14 protein-coding genes are annotated in these 15,405 nt (G+C 71.7%); 10 read left to right on the plus strand and 4 right to left on the minus strand.

The features are described from left to right. Nucleotides 1–141: 141 nt before the first annotated feature. Nucleotides 142–1,650 carry a class I adenylate-forming enzyme family protein gene (locus IE277_RS07465; protein ID WP_189949716.1) on the minus strand — a complete coding sequence of 503 codons (1,509 nt, stop codon included), beginning with the start codon at nt 1,648–1,650 and terminating at the stop codon, nt 142–144. A 118-nt stretch (nt 1,651–1,768) separates the two neighbouring features. Between IE277_RS07465 and IE277_RS07470 the strand changes: the two genes are divergently transcribed. From IE277_RS07470 to IE277_RS07485, 4 genes are all read left to right on the plus strand, one after another. Beyond that, nucleotides 1,769–2,962: an amidohydrolase family protein gene (locus IE277_RS07470; RefSeq protein WP_189949718.1), complete on the plus strand. Its 1,194-nt coding sequence runs from the start codon at nt 1,769–1,771 to the stop codon at nt 2,960–2,962. Then, nucleotides 2,959–4,095 carry an acyl-CoA dehydrogenase gene (locus tag IE277_RS07475; protein ID WP_189949720.1) on the plus strand — a complete coding sequence of 379 codons (1,137 nt, stop codon included), beginning with the start codon at nt 2,959–2,961 and terminating at the stop codon, nt 4,093–4,095. The genes IE277_RS07470 and IE277_RS07475 overlap by 4 nt, the downstream gene beginning before the upstream one ends. Before the next feature lie 2 nt (nt 4,096–4,097). Further along, a complete protein-coding gene (locus tag IE277_RS07480) occupies nt 4,098–4,973 on the plus strand; it encodes an acyl-CoA dehydrogenase family protein (protein ID WP_189950143.1) in 876 nt (291 codons plus the stop codon). Nucleotides 4,974–5,523: 550 nt separating this feature from the next. Next, nucleotides 5,524–6,123 carry an ATP-binding protein gene (locus tag IE277_RS07485; protein ID WP_189950145.1) on the plus strand — a complete coding sequence of 200 codons (600 nt, stop codon included), beginning with the start codon at nt 5,524–5,526 and terminating at the stop codon, nt 6,121–6,123. A 454-nt stretch (nt 6,124–6,577) separates the two neighbouring features. On the opposite strand, the gene IE277_RS07490 is transcribed toward IE277_RS07485, so the two are convergent. Beyond that, nucleotides 6,578–7,504: a cyclase family protein gene (locus IE277_RS07490; protein ID WP_189949722.1), complete on the minus strand. Its 927-nt coding sequence runs from the start codon at nt 7,502–7,504 to the stop codon at nt 6,578–6,580. Between the two features lie 85 nt (nt 7,505–7,589). On the opposite strand from IE277_RS07490, the gene IE277_RS07495 reads away from it, so the two are divergent. The 3 genes from IE277_RS07495 to IE277_RS07505 all read left to right on the plus strand — a co-directional run bounded on the left by IE277_RS07495 (nt 7,590) and on the right by IE277_RS07505 (nt 10,852). Beyond that, entirely contained in the window at nt 7,590–8,501 is a 912-nt protein-coding gene (locus tag IE277_RS07495) for an SDR family NAD(P)-dependent oxidoreductase (RefSeq protein WP_189949724.1), read from the plus strand. Nucleotides 8,502–8,651: 150 nt separating this feature from the next. Then, a complete protein-coding gene (locus tag IE277_RS07500) occupies nt 8,652–9,800 on the plus strand; it encodes an acyl-CoA dehydrogenase family protein (protein ID WP_189949725.1) in 1,149 nt (382 codons plus the stop codon). Then, nucleotides 9,800–10,852 carry a Zn-dependent alcohol dehydrogenase gene (locus IE277_RS07505; RefSeq protein ID WP_189949727.1) on the plus strand — a complete coding sequence of 351 codons (1,053 nt, stop codon included), beginning with the start codon at nt 9,800–9,802 and terminating at the stop codon, nt 10,850–10,852. Before IE277_RS07500 ends, IE277_RS07505 begins: the two co-directional genes overlap by 1 nt. Here IE277_RS07505 and IE277_RS07510 read toward each other — a convergent pair. Next, nucleotides 10,842–11,855, minus strand: coding sequence for a GlxA family transcriptional regulator (locus IE277_RS07510; protein WP_189949730.1), 1,014 nt, complete (start codon nt 11,853–11,855; stop codon nt 10,842–10,844). The genes IE277_RS07505 and IE277_RS07510 overlap by 11 nt on opposite strands. Nucleotides 11,856–11,926: 71 nt before the next feature. On the opposite strand from IE277_RS07510, the gene IE277_RS07515 reads away from it, so the two are divergent. After that, nucleotides 11,927–13,234 carry an MFS transporter gene (locus tag IE277_RS07515; protein WP_189949732.1) on the plus strand — a complete coding sequence of 436 codons (1,308 nt, stop codon included), beginning with the start codon at nt 11,927–11,929 and terminating at the stop codon, nt 13,232–13,234. 113 nt (nt 13,235–13,347) lie between these two features. Here the strand turns inward: IE277_RS07515 and IE277_RS07520 are convergent, their stop codons facing one another. Further along, the gene (locus IE277_RS07520; RefSeq protein ID WP_189949734.1) at nt 13,348–14,163 is read right to left on the minus strand and encodes a class I SAM-dependent methyltransferase; all 816 of its coding nucleotides are present in this window, start codon (nt 14,161–14,163) and stop codon (nt 13,348–13,350) included. Between the two features lie 48 nt (nt 14,164–14,211). Between IE277_RS07520 and IE277_RS07525 the strand changes: the two genes are divergently transcribed. Together IE277_RS07525 and IE277_RS07530 are read left to right on the plus strand one after the other, a co-directional pair. Continuing rightward, nucleotides 14,212–14,811, plus strand: a complete 600-nt coding sequence (locus IE277_RS07525) for a UTRA domain-containing protein (protein WP_189949736.1) — start codon at nt 14,212–14,214, stop codon at nt 14,809–14,811. A gap of 168 nt (nt 14,812–14,979) precedes the next feature. Continuing rightward, nucleotides 14,980–15,375, plus strand: a complete 396-nt coding sequence (locus tag IE277_RS07530) for a DUF6415 family natural product biosynthesis protein (RefSeq protein ID WP_189949738.1) — start codon at nt 14,980–14,982, stop codon at nt 15,373–15,375. The last annotated feature ends 30 nt before the right edge of the window (nt 15,376–15,405 follow it).

Below are 15,405 nucleotides of genomic sequence, written 5' to 3' on the forward strand. Positions count from 1 at the left end.
CGGGCGAAAACCCACGTACAACCAGTACGAGGGCTTTCGCCCGGCACTCCCCCAGCCTCCGGCCGGGGGGACCCCCAGAGCACGCACCGGACGCCGCTCGGCCCGCCCTCCGGGCGGACGACGGGACTTTCGCAACACGCCCTAGGGCAGCGGTCGTGAATACCGGTCCCGCAGCTTGTACTTGAGGACCTTCCGGAGGGTCTCGTTACGCGGCAGCGCCTCCACCACCTCCAGCCGCTCCGGCAGCTTGTGGACGGACAGGCCCGCCGCGCGCAGATAGGAGACGAGTTCCGGCAGCGTCAACCCGGCTGCGCCCGGCGGCTGTTCCACCACCGCGCAGACCAGTTCGCCGCGGTCGGCGTCCGGCAGGCCGATGACCGCCGCGTCCGCGATCGCGGGGTGCGCGGCGAGCAGGTCCTCGATCTCCTTGGCCGAGATGTTCTCGCCCTTGCGGATGATCACGTCCTTCAGCCGGCCGGTGAGCACCAGATGCCCGGATTCCGTCACCCGGCCCAGGTCACCGGTGCGCAGAAAGCCGTCGGTGTCGAAGGCGGCGGCCGTCTGGGCGGGGTCCAGATAGCCCCGGCAGACGGCCTCGCCGCGCAGGCGCACCTCTCCGTCGGTGATCCGGATCTCCATACCGGCCGGGGGGCGGCCCTCGGTCGTCGCGAGGTGCTCCGGGGTGTCCCGGGGATCGCCCATGGTGATCATCGGGACCTCGGTCATGCCGTAGCCGTGGGTGAGCTGGACGTCCATCTCGCGGACCACGCAGTGGTAGACCTCGGGGGGTTTGGGCGCGCCGCCGCCGGCGAGCAGCCGGAGAGAGGGGATCAGCTTGTCGCCGGGCTGTTTGCGCTGCTCGGCCAGGAACAGGGAGTAGAAGGCCGTGGAGCCGCCGGCCACCGTCACCCGGTGCCGCCGGTACTCCGGCAGCGCGTCCGGCAGCGCGAAGTGCTCGAACATCACCGCCGGGAAGCCGTACAGCAGCAGCATCACCATGTAGTCGGGGCCGCCTATGTGGGCGTAGGGGAAGGCGATCGAGCCCACGTCGTCGGCCGTCAGGCGCAGCGCGTGCGCCAGGCAGGAGCCGCCCGCGATCAGCGAGCGGTCGGTGTGCAGCACGCCCTTGGGGTCGGAGGTGGTGCCCGAGGTCCAGTAGATCCAGCGGACCGAGGTGCCCTCGGCGGGCGGCGCGGGGAGCGTCGCCGGATCGCCGTCTGGCAGGGTGTCGTACGCCTCGAAGATCCCCTTCGCACCGAGGCGTCGCGCCGTCTCCGTGTGGTCGTGGCCGCGCCACACGCCCGGGACCGCGAAGAACTCCGCCTTCGACTCCCGGAGCGCGAAGCCGACCTCCCGGTCCCGGTAGAAGGGGATCACCGGGGACTGGACGGCGCCCAGGCGGGCCAGCGCGAAGGACAGCAGGGCGGTCTCGATCCGGGTGGGCAGCTGCCAGGCGACCACCGTGCCGGGGCGTACGCCCATGCCGTACAGGCCGGCCGCCACCCGCTCGGCCCGCGCGCGCAGTTCGCCGAAGGTGAGCCGGCGGTCGCCCTGGAGCAGGACCGGGCGGTCGGGGGTGAGCGCGGCGCGCCGGGCGAGCAGGTCCCACAGTGTGCGGGCGTGCCCCAGGGAGTGCGGGGTCCGGTCCATGTATGCCCCCTGACCGACTTGGCTGACGAACCGTCAGGTGCCATGCTATCTGACGGGTCATCAGATAAGTACTGTCCGGCCACGCACTGTCCGGCGGCAGGGAACGCGGAGGGGAACCATGACCGAACTGCCCCGCATCATCAGCGTCGACGACCATGTGATCGAGCCCGCCCATCTCTTCGAGACCTGGCTGCCGGCCAAGTACCGGGACCGCGGCCCCAGGCAGCTGACCGCCGGCATCGGGGAGCTGGCCTACGTCGGCGGTAAGTACCAGATCACCATGGACCCGGCGGGCCAGCCGACGGACTGGTGGATCTACGAGGACCTGAAGTTCCCGTACAAACGCAACATCGCCGCCGTCGGCTTCGACCGGGACGAGATGACGCTGGAGGGGATCACCCGGGAGCAGATGCGGCGCGGCTGCTGGGACCCGAAGGCGCGGCTCGCCGACATGGACCTCAACCACGTCGAGGCCAGCCTCTGCTTCCCGACCTTCCCGCGGTTTTGCGGGCAGACCTTCGCCGAGGCGCACGACAAGGAGGTCGCCCTCGCCTGCGTACGCGCCTACAACGACTGGATGGTGGAGGAGTGGTGCGGGGGAAGCGGGGGGCGGCTGATCCCGCTGTGTCTCATCCCCCTGTGGGACGTGGAGCTGGCGGTCGCGGAGATCCGGCGGAACGCGGAGCGCGGGGTGCGGGCGGTGACCTTCTCGGAGATCCCCACCCATCTCGGGCTGCCGTCCATCCACTCCGGCTACTGGGACCCCTTCTTCGCCGCCTGCCAGGAGACCGGCACGGTCGTCAACATGCACATCGGCAGCAGCTCGCAGATGCCGGCCGCCTCCCCGGACGCCCCGCCCGCCGTCCAGGCCTCGCTCAGCTTCAACAACGCGATGGCCTCGATGATGGACTACCTGTTCAGCGGCGTGCTGGTGAAGTTCCCGGCCCTCAGACTCGCCTACTCCGAAGGCCAGATGGGCTGGATCCCGTACGCCCTGGAGCGCGCCGACGACGTGTGGGAGGAGCATCGCGCCTGGGGCGGGGTGCGGGACCTGATCCCGGAGCCGCCGTCGACGTACTACTACCGGCAGATCTTCTGCTGCTTCTTCCGCGACAAGCACGGGGTCGCCTCGATCGACGTCGTCGGCCGCGACAACGCCACCTTCGAGACCGACTACCCGCACGTCGACTCGACCTTCCCGCACACCAAAGAGGTCGCCCTCGACCATGTGAAGGGCCTGGACGACGAGACCGTGTACAAGCTGATGCGGGGCAACGCCATCCGCATGCTCGGCCTGGACCTCGACAGGTGACGGACCTCTCGTACACGCCGCAGGAGGAGGAGTTCCGGGGCCGGCTGCGGGAGTGGCTCGCCAAGGTGCTGCCCACGCTGCCCGCGAAGCCGGCCCCGGACGACTGGCCCGGCCGGCGCGCCTACGACCTCGGCTGGCAGCGGATGCTGTACGACGCCGGGTACGCCGACGTCCGCTGGGACGCCTCGCCGACCGTGCGGCTGATCTTCCTGGAGGAGACGGAGAAGGCGGGCGCCCCCTACGTGGGCGCCAACTTCGTCGGGCTGCTGCACGCCGGGCCGACCATCGCCGCCGAGGGCACCGACGAGCAGCGGGCGCGCTGGCTGCCGCCGATCCTGCGCGGCGAGGAGGTGTGGTGCCAGGGGTTCAGCGAGCCCGGCGCCGGCTCCGACCTCGCCGCGCTGCGCACGCGCGCGTGGCGCGACGGCGACGACTACGTGGTCACCGGGTCCAAGATCTGGACCTCGCACGCCGAGGTCGCCGACTGGTGCGAACTGCTGGTCCGCACGGACCCGGACGCGCCCAGGCACCGGGGGATCACCTGGCTCGCCATGCCCATGGACGCCGACGGCGTCACCGTACGGCCGCTGCGCACGCTCGCCGGGTCGGCGGAGTTCGCCGAGGTGTTCCTGGACGAGGTGCGGGTGCCGGCGGCGGGCCGGGTCGGCGCGGAGAACGACGGGTGGCGCGTGACCATGGTGACGCTGTCCTTCGAACGCGGCACCGCCTTCGTCGGCGAGGTCGTCGCCTGCCGCCGCGTCCTCGGCGAACTCGCCGCGGCCGCACAGCGGAGCGGCCGCTGGGACGACCCCGTGCTGCGGCGCCGGCTCGGCCGGCTGGAGGCGGAGTTCCGGGCGCTGTGGCGGCTGACCCAGTGGAACGTGAGCGCGGCGGAGGCGAGCGGCGGGGTGCCCGGCGCCGGCGGCTCGGTCTTCAAGCTCCGCTACTCGCACGCCCGCCAGCAGCTGTACGACGCCGCTGCCGACGTCCTCGGCCCGGACGCCCTCGACCTGGACCGGCCGTGGGTCCTCGACCGCCTGTCGTCCCTGTCGTACACGATCGCCGCCGGCACCTCGCAGATCCAGCGGAACATCGTGGCCGAACGGATCCTCGGCCTGCCGAAGGGGAGATGAGCGTGCGGTTCCAACTCACCGACGATCAGCGGGCGTTGAAGGCGGGCGTGCGGGAGCTGCTGGAGCGGCGGTTCGGGCGGGAGGCGGTGCGGCGGGCCGTGGACACGCCGGGGCGGCTCGACCGGGAGCTGTGGCGGGCGCTCGGGGACGCCGGGTTCTTCGCGCTGCGGCTGCCCGAGCGGGCCGGCGGGGTCGGACTGGGCCTGGCGGAGGCGGTGCTGGTCTTCGAGGAGGCGGGGCGGGCCCTGCTGCCCGGCCCCCTCGTCGCGACCCATCTCGCCGCCGGGACCGTACCGGGCGCGGCCGGCGGCGAGACGGTCGTGACGGCGGTCGACGGGGAGCTGGTGGAGTGGCTGGACGAGGCGGACACCGTGCTGGGCGATGCCCAGGCCGCCCTGCCGCTGCGCTCACTGGACCCGCTGACGCCCCTGCACCGGGTGCCCGATGCCCGGGGTGTCGCCGCCGCGGACCCCGTGGCCGTGCTGCTCACCGCGGCCGAGCAGCTCGGCACCGCCGTACGCGTGGGCGAGCTGGCCGTGCAACACGCCCGGACGCGAGAGCAGTTCGGACAGCCGATCGGCGCCTTCCAGGCGGTCAAGCATCTGTGCGCGGACCTCCTGGCCCGCACCGAGATCGCACGTGTCGCCGTCTACGCGGCCGCCGTCACCGCCGACCCGGCCGACATCGCCGCGGCCCGGCTGCTCGCCGACGAGGCCGCCGTGCGCGGCGCCCGTGACTGCCTCCAGGTGCACGGCGGCATGGGGTTCACCTGGGAGGCGGATGTGCATCTGCATCTGAAACGGGCCTGGGTGCGGGCCCGTCGTGGCGGAGGGGGCACGGAGAGTGAGGAGTTGCTCGCCGCGCGTCTGGCGGCCTGAGGGCGTGGCACCGGCCTGGGCTGCGGCTGCGGGAAAGCCATGGCCCAAGATGTCGCGGATCGTGGCATGTCGCTATCACTGAGCGTCGATACCCGGTTGTGTCCTTCGCGTGACTCGTCACGACCCGGAGTCGGGGGTCCGCTCCGGTACCTTGTGTGGGATGCGAGTGGCTGCGAGCGCGGGCCGGGCCGGCGGTGCCCCTGGGGCAGTGCCGGTTCGCGCGGTGCGCGTCGCTGCTCGCGGTGCGGTGACGGCTTCGGCCGCCGCCTGTTCGAGACCCCGGCACGAGCGTCGCACAGTATGGCGCACACGTACTCCTTCGCGCTGGAATATGCCCGAAGCGCTTGTTGGGGTGACTGTACGTCAACCATGCTGGCTCCAAAGGGAATCACGTTCCGTGACCCTTGCTCTGGCCGTTGTTCTGGCCATGCAGAAAATGGCTACGATCGTGGCCCTCGCGCTCGTCGGTCCGGCTTCTGCCGTGGCGGCGGGACGGCGTGGGTTCATGTGTCCGCCGGTTCGGATGGTGTGAGCGGTGCAGGTGCTTCAAGTGCAGCTGGAGATCCGGCCCGACCCCACGGAGGTGGGCCGGGCGAGGAGGTGGGCCCGCTCGCGGCTCGCCGGGCTCGGGATAGCGGCCGACGAGCCGCTGGCCGAGAACCTGATCCTGCTGGTCTCCGAGCTGGTGACCAACGCGGTGGTGCACACCGGCCGCGCGGCCGTGCTGCGGCTCTCCCTGCCGGGCATGGAAGCCGAAGCGCTCGCGAGGATCGAACCGCCCGAGAGCGCCCAGGAGTCGGAGGAGTCCGAGGGGCCGGCGCAGTCCGCGCAGTCCGCGCAGTCCGCGCAGTCCGCGCAGTCCGCGCAGTCCGCGCAGGACGACCCGCTCGCGGTGGCCACGGTGCGCGTCGAGGTGGCCGACAACAGCTCCCGCGCACCCGTGCCGCGCTGCGCCGGCGGTGATGCCACCGGCGGCCGGGGCCTGGCGCTCGTCGACTGCCTGGCCGATCGCTGGGGCTGGAGCCCGGAAGGCGCCGGCAAGAGCATCTGGTGCGAACTGGACCGCTGTTCGCCGGCCGGACAGAGCGCGCCGATGGCGTACGGGAGCGGACTGCCCGCGTACGAGGGTCTCGCCTTCGAAGCGGTCTAGGGCCTGTCGTCAAATTCCCGGCTGCCCGGTGGCGTCTGGCACGCACTCCCCCAGAGGGGGCACCCCCAGCGGCGTTGTCGTCGGTCGCCGACGCCCGCGTCGACTCCCTCCTCCGCCTTGCAGCTGCACGCGCCAGACGCCACCGGGCCCGCCCTCCGGGCGGACGACGGGAATTTGACGACAAGCCCTAGCGGCCGGCGCGGCGGTGCGCCGGGGGTGCATCCGTGCGCGGGTGCCACGATCCGGGCGTACGTAACAAATCTCCGTACCGGCGTTGACGCGCCATGACCTCCTGAACACGCTTGTGGGCGACGATTCGCCGCGAGGGGACGGCGAGGGCCATGGCTGACGGCGGTCCTCGCCGAGTGTGGGTCGCACCCGGTGGGCGGCGCGTGCGCAAGGCCGTGGGGGGAGGCGCGCCGCCCGGCCGGTCGACTGCCGCGTGCGAGGGATCTCAGAGGACGGCCACGGGGGCCACCGGTGTGCCCGTCGCGCCGACGAACGGCTCCGGCATCGCCGACAGCCAGAACGCGTACCGCCCTTCTTCTCCACAGGCTGTGGACAACTCTTCGAGATTCCAGTTCTGGCCCTGGAGCATCCCCATCTCCACCAGGTCCAGGGCATGCACGGGCAACCAGAGATTCTCCGACTCGGGCGGAAATATCTCAAAAGTGAGCGTGTCGTTCGCGACCGCCGCGACATCGCGCGCGTGGAACCACTCCGGTGTACGGATGGACAGCCCCGGCGACGGATAGCCGTACCCGTGCTTGTCCCCGGCCAGGCACACCTGGATCTGCCCCGTGCGCACCAGCACGATGTCCCCGGCCCGCACCCTGGTCCCGGCGAACTCCTCTGCCGCGTCCAGGTCCTCCGGTGTGACCGCGTGGCCGCCGTCCAGCCGGTCCACGCCACGCGCGCGTGCCACGTCCAGCAGCACCCCGCGCGAGACGACGTGCCGCGCCTTGTCGATCCCGCTGAACTCCGCGCCGCCGTGCGCGGTGACCGTGTGCGCCGGACGGCCGTTGTAGAGCCTGCCCGAGTGCGAGACATGGGTGAGCGCGTCCCAGTGCGTGCCCGCCTGCAGGCCCATGGTCACCGCGTCGTCGCTGCAGGCCACCGTGCCCGGCCCGAAGAGCTCCTGGTTGATCTGGACCATGGCGTGCAGGGGGTTGACGCGTCCGGGGATCAGGCCGGTCTGGATGCCGTCCTGCCGGAGGGGAACGGCGAGCGCGATCCGGCGCCCGGTACGGACCTCGGCCGCGGCCGCGCGTACGACCTCGTCGGTGATGAGGTTCAGGGTCCCGATCTCGTCGTCCGCCCCCCAGCGCCCCCAGTTGTTCACGCGCCCCGCGATCTCGTGGAACTCCTGTGGCAGTGCCATCCGGTGCCTCCCGGGGCTTGTGTCCGTACGCTCGACGCGCCATAAAATCTAACGGACCGTCAGAAACCGCGGGAAGGGGCCGGGCGTGGGGAACTTCTTGGCAGGAAAGGTCGTCGCCGTGACCGGCGCGGGGCGCGGGATCGGCCGGGCGGTCGCGCGCGCGGCCGCCGCCGAGGGCGCGAAGGTCGTCGTCAACGACTACGGCGTCGCCATGGACGGCGCCTCGCCCACGAGCGAGGTCGCCGAGGCCGTCGTCAAGGAGATCGAGGCGGCGGGCGGGGAAGCGGTCGCGGTGGCCGACGACATCTCCGCGATGGCGGGCGGACAGCGGGTCGTCGACACGGCCCTGGCGTCGTACGGCCGGCTCGACGGCGTCGTGTGCGTGGCCGGGATCCTGCGGGAGCGGATGCTGTTCAACATGACCGAGGAGGAGTGGGATCCGGTGATCGCCACCCACCTCAAGGGCACGTTCACCGTCTTCCGGGCGGCGTCCGCGGTGATGCGGAAGCAGCGCTCGGGCACGCTGATCGGCTTCACCAGCGGCAACCACCAGGGGTCGGTGTCCCAGGCCAACTACAGCGCGGCGAAGGGCGGGATCATCTCGCTGGTGCGGAGCGCGGCGCTGGGCCTGCACAAGTACGGGGTGACCGCGAACGCGGTGGCGCCGGTGGCGCGTACGCGGATGTCGGCGAACGTCCCCATGGAGCTGGCGGAGATCGGCGAGCCGGAGGATGTGGCGGCGCTGGTGGTGTACCTGCTGTCGGCCGGGGCGGCGGAGCAGGGGATCACCGGGCAGGTGTACACGGTCGCCGGCCCGAAGATCGCGGTGTGGGCCCAGCCGAGGGAACTCCGTTCGGTGCACGCGGAGGGCGGCTGGACGCCGGAGCGGGTCGCGGAGGTGCTGCCGGGGGAGGTGGGGGTGGATCCGATGCCGATGCTGTCCCGGCTTTCGGCGATGGAAACGGCGGCGCGGGGTGGGTTCCGGCCGAACGCCTAGTGGCTCGGGGGGCGTTGTGGTCGGGCGGCTGCGGGTGCGTCGTGGCTGGTCGCGCCCACGCGGCGGAGCCGCATATCGATACAGCCCCGCGCCCCTTGGGGAGTTGCAGTCAGCCATGTCGCATTCGCGCCCTGTCGAAGGTGGTTCACCATGGACTTCGGGTTCAGTGAAGAGGACGAGGGATTCCGTGCCGAGGCTCAGGCCTGGTTGGCCGAGCACGCCAACTCATCGACAGACAGGCGTACTTGGGAACGCGCCCTCGGAAAAGCCGGCTGGATAGGGATCGGGTGGGCGGAGTCCGGATACGGGAATCGGACGGCCACGCTCACCCAGCAGGTCGTCTGGGCCGAGGAGTACGCCCGGTCGAGCGCGCCCCCGCGGTCCGGGCACATCGGGGAGAATCTGCTCGCTCCCACGCTCATCGCGCACGGCACCGAGGAGCAGAAGTCCCGTTTCCTGCCCCCGGTCGCGGCCGGTGCGGAGCTGTGGTGTCAGGGGTACAGCGAGCCCGGTGCCGGGTCGGACCTGGCCGGGGTGCGGACCGCGGCGGTGCGGGAAGGGGAGGGGTACCGGATCAGCGGCCAGAAGATCTGGACCTCCCTCGCCCATGAGGCCGACTGGTGCTTCGTGCTGGCCCGCACCGACCCCGACTCCCGCCGTCATCACGGGCTCGGCTTCCTGCTCGTCCCCATGGACCAGCCCGGCCGCATCGAGGTCCGCCCCATCCGGCAGCTGACCGGCACCAGCGACTTCAACGAGGTCTTCTTCGACGGGGCCTACGCGCGCGCGGAGCACGTCGTCGGGGGAGAGGGGCAGGGGTGGCGGGTGGCCATGAGCCTGCTCGGGTTCGAGCGGGGGGTGTCGACGCTGGCCCAGCAGATCGGGTTCGCCGAGGAGTTGGCGGCTGTCGTGCGGACCGCCGTACAGAACGGCGCCGTGCGGGATCCCGTCGTACGGTCGCGGCTCGTACGGCAGTGGGCCGAGCTGGGCACCATGCGCCGGCACGCCCTGCGCACCCTCGGCGGCCCGGCCGGCCCCGGCGCGCCCAGTGTGGCCAAGCTGCTGTGGGCCGGCTGGCATCAGCGGCTGGGCGAGCTGGCGATGCAGGTGAGGGGCGCGGCGGCCACGGCCGGACCCGAGGACTGGTCGCCCTCGGCGCCGTACCGACTCGACGCGAGCCAGCAGCTGTTCCTCTTCTCCCGGGCCGACACCGTCTACGGCGGCTCGGACCAGGTGCAGCGCACGATCATCGCCGAGCGTGTGCTCGGTCTGCCCAGAGAGCCCAAGGGGGCCCTGTGATGCGTGGTGTGGTGTTCGACGGCAAGCGGGTACGGGTGGTGGAGGATCTGGCCGTGCGCGAGCCGGGGCCCGGTGAGGTGCTGGTCGCCATCGCGGCGGCGGGGCTGTGCCACAGCGATCTGTCCGTGGTGGACGGCACCATTCCGTTCCCGGTGCCGGTGGTGCTCGGGCACGAGGGCGCCGGGGTGGTGGAGGCGGTCGGTGCGGGGGTCACCCATGTCGGGCCCGGTGACCATGTGGCGCTGTCCACGCTCGCCAACTGCGGCACCTGCCCGGAGTGCGACCGGGGCCGGCCGACGATGTGCCGGGAGGCGATCGGGCGTCCGGGGAAGCCGTTCACCCGGGGCGCCGCGGACCCGGTGTACCAGTTCGCCTCCAACTCCGCCTTCGCGGAACGCACGATCGTGAAGGCCGTACAGGCCGTGCCGATCCCGAAGGACATCCCCCTTCGGGCCGCCGCGCTGATCGGGTGCGGGGTGCTCACCGGTGTCGGCGCGGTGCTGAACCGGGCGCGGGTGGACCGCGGGGACAGCGTCGTCGTCATCGGGACCGGCGGCATCGGGCTGAACGTACTGCAGGGCGCGCGGCTCGCGGGGGCGCTCCGGATCATCGCCGTGGACGCCGATCCGGCCAAGGAGTCGGCGGCCCGGCAGTTCGGTGCCACCGACTTCCTGACCTCGGCGGAGGGCGTCAGGGACCTGCTGCCCACGGGCGCCGACCACGCCTTCGAGTGCGTCGGCCGGGTGGAGCTGATCCGGCAGGCGATCGACCTCCTCGACCGGCACGGCCAGGCGGTCCTGCTCGGCGTCCCGCCGGCCGCCGCGGAGGCGTCCTTCCTGGTCTCCTCCCTCTACCTGGACAAGTCGGTCCTCGGCTGCCGGTACGGCTCCTCGCGGCCCCAGCGGGACATCGCCCTGTACGCCGAGCTGTACCGCCAAGGGCGGCTGCTGCTCGACGAGTTGGTGACGGAGGTCTATCCCGTGGAGGACTTCGAAAAGGCCCGCGCGGACGCGGAGGCCGGCCGGGTGGCGCGGGCGGTGCTCACGTTCTGACGCCGGCCCGGAACGTCCGGCGATAGGCGGTCGGCGTCACCCCGAGGGCCTGCTGCAGATGCTGGCGCATCGACTGGGCCGTGCCGAAGCCGGCCGCGCGGGCCACCTGGTCGATGGACAGATCCGTGGTCTCCAGCAGATGGCGGGCGCGTTCGACACGCTGCTGGGTGAGCCACTGGCCGGGGCTGACCCCCGCCTCCTCGCGGAAGCGCCGGGTGAAGGTGCGCACCGACATGGCCTCCTGCTCGGCCATGTCGCGCAGCTGGATCGGCTCGTGCAGCCGGCTCAGCGCCCAGGCGCGGGCCGCGGTCGTGGTGGCCAGCTGAGGGTCGGGGACCGGGCGGTGGATGTACTGGGCCTGGCCGCCGTCGCGGTGCGGCGGGACGACCGTACGCCGGGCGACGTCGTTGGCGACCGCCGTACCGAAGTCACGGCGCACCATGTGCAGGCACAGATCGATCCCGGCGGCCACGCCCGCCGAGGTGAGCACGTCGCCGTCGTCGATGAACAGCACGTCCGCGTCGACCTCGATCTTCGGGAACAGCCGCTGGAAGCGCTCGGCGTCGGCCCAGTGCGTGGTCGCCGGGCGGCCGTCGAGGTAGCCGGCGGCGGCGAGGACGTAGACACCGGTGCAGATGGAGGCGAGCCGGGTGCCGGGGCGGATGCGGGCGAGGGCGGCGGCCAGTTCCCCGGTGAGCCGGCCCTCCTCGAAGAGCGGGCCCAGTTCGTACGACGCCGGGACGATCACCGTGTCGGCCTCGGCCAGGGCTTCCGGGCCGTTCGGCACGTGCACGGCGAAGTCGGCGTCCGTCCGGACCGGGCCGGGCGGCCGTACCGAGCAGGTCACCACCTCGTACAGAGGCCGGCCCCGCTCGTCCTTCGGGCGGCCGAAGATGCGGTGCGGGATGCCCAGTTCGAAGGGGAGCAGCCCGTCGAGGGCGAGGACGACGACGCGATGCGGACGGAAATCCTCGGTGAGAGCACCCGGGGTGAGAGCATCCATGGCCCGATCCTAGCGAATGCTGGCCTTCGGGCCACTCGAACGGAAGGGCGAGGTATCGGACGCTCTATGACGTGACTCAGACAAGCCCAGCCGCAGCCCCCGTCCAGGCCGCCCCGCCCACCCGGCGCCACCGTGTGCACCGCGCCTGGTTCGTCGCCGCCGCCACGTTCGTCACGATCATCGGCGCGGCCGCCTTCCGCTCCCTGCCCGGCCTGCTCATCGACCCGCTGCACCAGGAGTTCGGCTGGTCACGCGGCACGATCGGCGCGGCCGTCTCCGTCAACCTCGCGCTCTACGGACTCACCGCCCCCTTCGCCGCCGCGCTGATGGACCGCTTCGGCATCCGCCGGGTGGTCGCGGTCGCGCTGATCGTGATCGCGGTCGGCTCCGGGCTGACCGTGTGGATGACGGCGCCCTGGCAGCTGTGGCTGTGCTGGGGCCTGCTGGTCGGCCTGGGCTCCGGCTCGATGGCCCTCGCGTTCGCGGCGACGGTCACCAACCGCTGGTTCACCGAGCGGCGCGGGCTGGTCAGCGGCATCCTCACCGCCGCCTCCGCCTCCGGCCAGCTGATCTTCCTGCCGCTGCTGTCCTGGCTGTCCGAGCACCACGGCTGGCGCCCGGCGGCCGTGACCGTGTCCCTGGCCGCCCTCGCCGTCGTCCCCTTCGTATGGCTCCTGCTGCGCGACCACCCGGCCGACATCGGCCAGAAGCCGTACGGCGCGGCCGAGTTCATACCCAAGCCGCCCCCGGTGACCGGCGCCGCCCGCCGCACTCTGAACGTCCTCTCCACCGCCGTCCGCACCGGCACGTTCTGGCTGCTCGCCGGCACCTTCGCGATCTGTGGTGCCTCCACCAACGGACTGGTCCAGACCCACTTCGTGCCCGCCGAGCACGACCACGGCATGCCGGTCACGACGGCGGCCTCGCTGCTCGCGGTCATCGGCGTGTTCGACGTCGTCGGCACGATCGCCTCCGGCTGGTTCACCGACCGCTTCGAACCGCGCCGCCTCCTCGCGGTCTACTACGCCCTGCGCGGCCTCTCCCTGCTCTTCCTCCCGATGCTCCTGGGCCCCGCGGTCCACCCTCCGATGCTGTTCTTCATCGTCTTCTACGGCCTCGACTGGGTCGCCACGGTCCCGCCCACCCTGGCCCTGTGCCGGGAGCAGTTCGGCGAGGACAGCGCCATCGTCTTCGGCTGGGTGCTCGCCTCCCACCAGATCGGCGCGGCCCTCGTCGCCTACCTCGGCGGCCTCGCCCGCGACGTCTTCGGCTCCTACGACCTCGTCTGGTACGCCGCCGGCACACTGTGCGCGGCGGCGGCGCTGATGTCGTTGGTGATCAGGCGGCGGCCGGCGACCCTGATACCGGCCGTATCGTGAACCTACGCTCGACGAAAGGGAAGTTGAAACACCCGCTGCACGCCCTTCCTGACGGGCCTGCCCGCGAATCGTCTTGAGTGGGCGGCGGGGGCCCGTCGTATCGCCTTCTGGCGTCAGACCGGCCGTCGGCCGACCGCCAGCAGATGCGAACTCGCCGCCAGCAGCTCGGGGTACGGCTCGGCCATACGTGCGGCAGTCAGTGCCGACTCGAACAAGGGCGTGTCCCGGAAGTCGCCCCCGGTGTTCCGTTCGGCCGCCGCGAGCATGGACCAGGTCGGGCCTTCGACTCCGAAGACACGGGCATCGTCGAATCCGGCCGTAGCCACCTCGTCACGCAGTTGCTCACCGCTGTGGAAGTAGGCGGCTGTGAACGCCTTCTTACCGTCGTGGATCTGGGAGGCGAGGATCTGACTGATGCTCTTTCGCATCTGCTCCTTGTGGAGGTGCGCGAACGCGGCGTGCTCGAAGAGGCTGGAGTACCGGTTGATACCGGCTGCTGCCAGCAGACCGCCCGGCTTGAGGACGCGGTAGGCCTCGGCGAGCGCCTGATCGCGGTCGTCGCGGTCGAGCAAGTGGTACAGCGGGCCGAGCAGCAGGACGACGTCGGCCGAGCCGTCCTCGGCGGTGAGCCCCCGGGCATCGCCGATCTCGACGGTGGCACCGGTGGCCCTGGCCTGTTCGACGTGCCGGGGGATCGGGTCGACGAGATGCACGCTGTAGCCGTCCTCGATCAGCCATCGCGCATGGGCACCGGGACCGCCGCCGACGTCGAGAACGCGGGCCGGCGGCGTCGGCAGGTACCTGCGCAGCAGTTCCTGGGTGCGCACCATCTCCAGGCGTCCGTCGGCCGTGGTGGTCAGCCGGTCCGCCTCGTCGATGGTCTCGGTGTAGAACCTCACGATCTCCGGCGCTGGCTCGGGAAGTGTCATGCGGGCATTCTGGTTCGCGAGCAGTGGACCAGTCCAGTGATCGGAAACATGCCTTATGCCCTGGTCAAGGCGTATGACGTGCTGAGGGCCGACGGTGTGGTCGCGGCCCGGCAGGGCACCGGATTCACGGTTGTGGAGACGCCGATCGCGCGGCCCGCGGGCGGTCGCCGGGCCGGTTCCAGCCGTGTCATGGGTGGTGCACCGTACCGGCGACTGGGCATGCCGGACCGGCTCATGCCGCCCGCATACGTGGCGGAAGCCCTCGGTCTTGAGCCCGGCGAGACCGCGTTGCGTCGGATGCGTCTGGTGCTGCTCGACGACGGTTCGCCGGGGACGGTCGTCTCCGCATGGTTCCCGCTCGGCATCGCCGATGTGGCCCCTCGGCTGGCGTTGCCGGGCCCGATCGCCGAGGGCACCACGCACTACGTGCGCCGTGAAACCGGCCGCTCGCCCTGCGAAGGTGTCGACATCACCACGGTCCGCCTGGCCAGTGACGAGGAGGCCCGGATCCTTGAGGTGGAGCAGCCGGCCGCCGTGGCCGTCGTCGTCCACACGGCCTATGACCAGGACCGTCTTCCGTTGGTGTGCGAAGAGGGCGTCACGCCGTCGCACGTCTTCGAGGAGATCGAGACATACCCGATGGGGTAGTAGCTCACTTGAGCAGCTGACTGGACCGGTCCACCGGTCCAGTCTCTTTCTTGCGCCGCGTCAGCACGCCGCGAAAGCGGCTCTGCTGTGCCCGGCTGCGGACATCACGAAGCCCGGCGACCGCTGACACGGCCCCGGGCACGGCCAACGCTGCTGAGGAGCGTCGACATGGCGAACGTTACCGCCTCATCCGATTCCGGCCCCCGGGCCGCCACCCTCCCCCTGGACATCGCGACGATCCGCGAGACGGCGGCCATCTTGCTCGGCCCCGACGACGCACCCGACGTCCTGACTCCAGCCTCATGCGAGCTGAACACGCTCACCGCGATGCTGCGCGGTCACCTGGATCTGCTGATCCCCGAGGTGAAGGCGAAGGCCGAACGGCTACCGAAAGACAGCGCCCCTCGCTATTGCGCACTCGCCTGTGTCGGTGAAGCGACCAGGAAACTGAGACTCGGAGACGGCTGCACGCCGCCCGTCCGCGTGGCCGTGGCGCGGAAGCTCGCCCGCTGTGTCAAAGCCCTGTGCGACCACTACGAGAACCTGCGCGCGGAGCAGCCATGAGCGCCCGGCCATGAAGGCGATCACCGGCCT

The organism is Streptomyces alanosinicus (assembly GCF_014650595.1).
Classification (GTDB): domain Bacteria; phylum Actinomycetota; class Actinomycetes; order Streptomycetales; family Streptomycetaceae; genus Streptomyces; species Streptomyces alanosinicus.

Bases quoted from the DNA above. Each gene is read 5' to 3' on its own strand.
- IE277_RS07470 (WP_189949718.1), top strand. From the start codon at position 1,769: ATGACCGAACTGCCCCGCATCATCAGCGTCGACGACCATGTGATCGAG.
- IE277_RS07500 (WP_189949725.1), top strand. From the start codon at position 8,652: ATGGACTTCGGGTTCAGTGAAGAGGACGAGGGATTCCGTGCCGAGGCT.
- IE277_RS07520 (WP_189949734.1), bottom strand. From the start codon at position 14,163: ATGACACTTCCCGAGCCAGCGCCGGAGATCGTGAGGTTCTACACCGAG.
- IE277_RS07530 (WP_189949738.1), top strand. From the start codon at position 14,980: ATGGCGAACGTTACCGCCTCATCCGATTCCGGCCCCCGGGCCGCCACC.
- IE277_RS07505 (WP_189949727.1), top strand. From the start codon at position 9,800: ATGCGTGGTGTGGTGTTCGACGGCAAGCGGGTACGGGTGGTGGAGGAT.
- IE277_RS07465 (WP_189949716.1), bottom strand. From the start codon at position 1,650: ATGGACCGGACCCCGCACTCCCTGGGGCACGCCCGCACACTGTGGGAC.
- IE277_RS07525 (WP_189949736.1), top strand. From the start codon at position 14,212: ATGCCTTATGCCCTGGTCAAGGCGTATGACGTGCTGAGGGCCGACGGT.
- IE277_RS07490 (WP_189949722.1), bottom strand. From the start codon at position 7,504: ATGGCACTGCCACAGGAGTTCCACGAGATCGCGGGGCGCGTGAACAAC.
- IE277_RS07510 (WP_189949730.1), bottom strand. From the start codon at position 11,855: ATGGATGCTCTCACCCCGGGTGCTCTCACCGAGGATTTCCGTCCGCAT.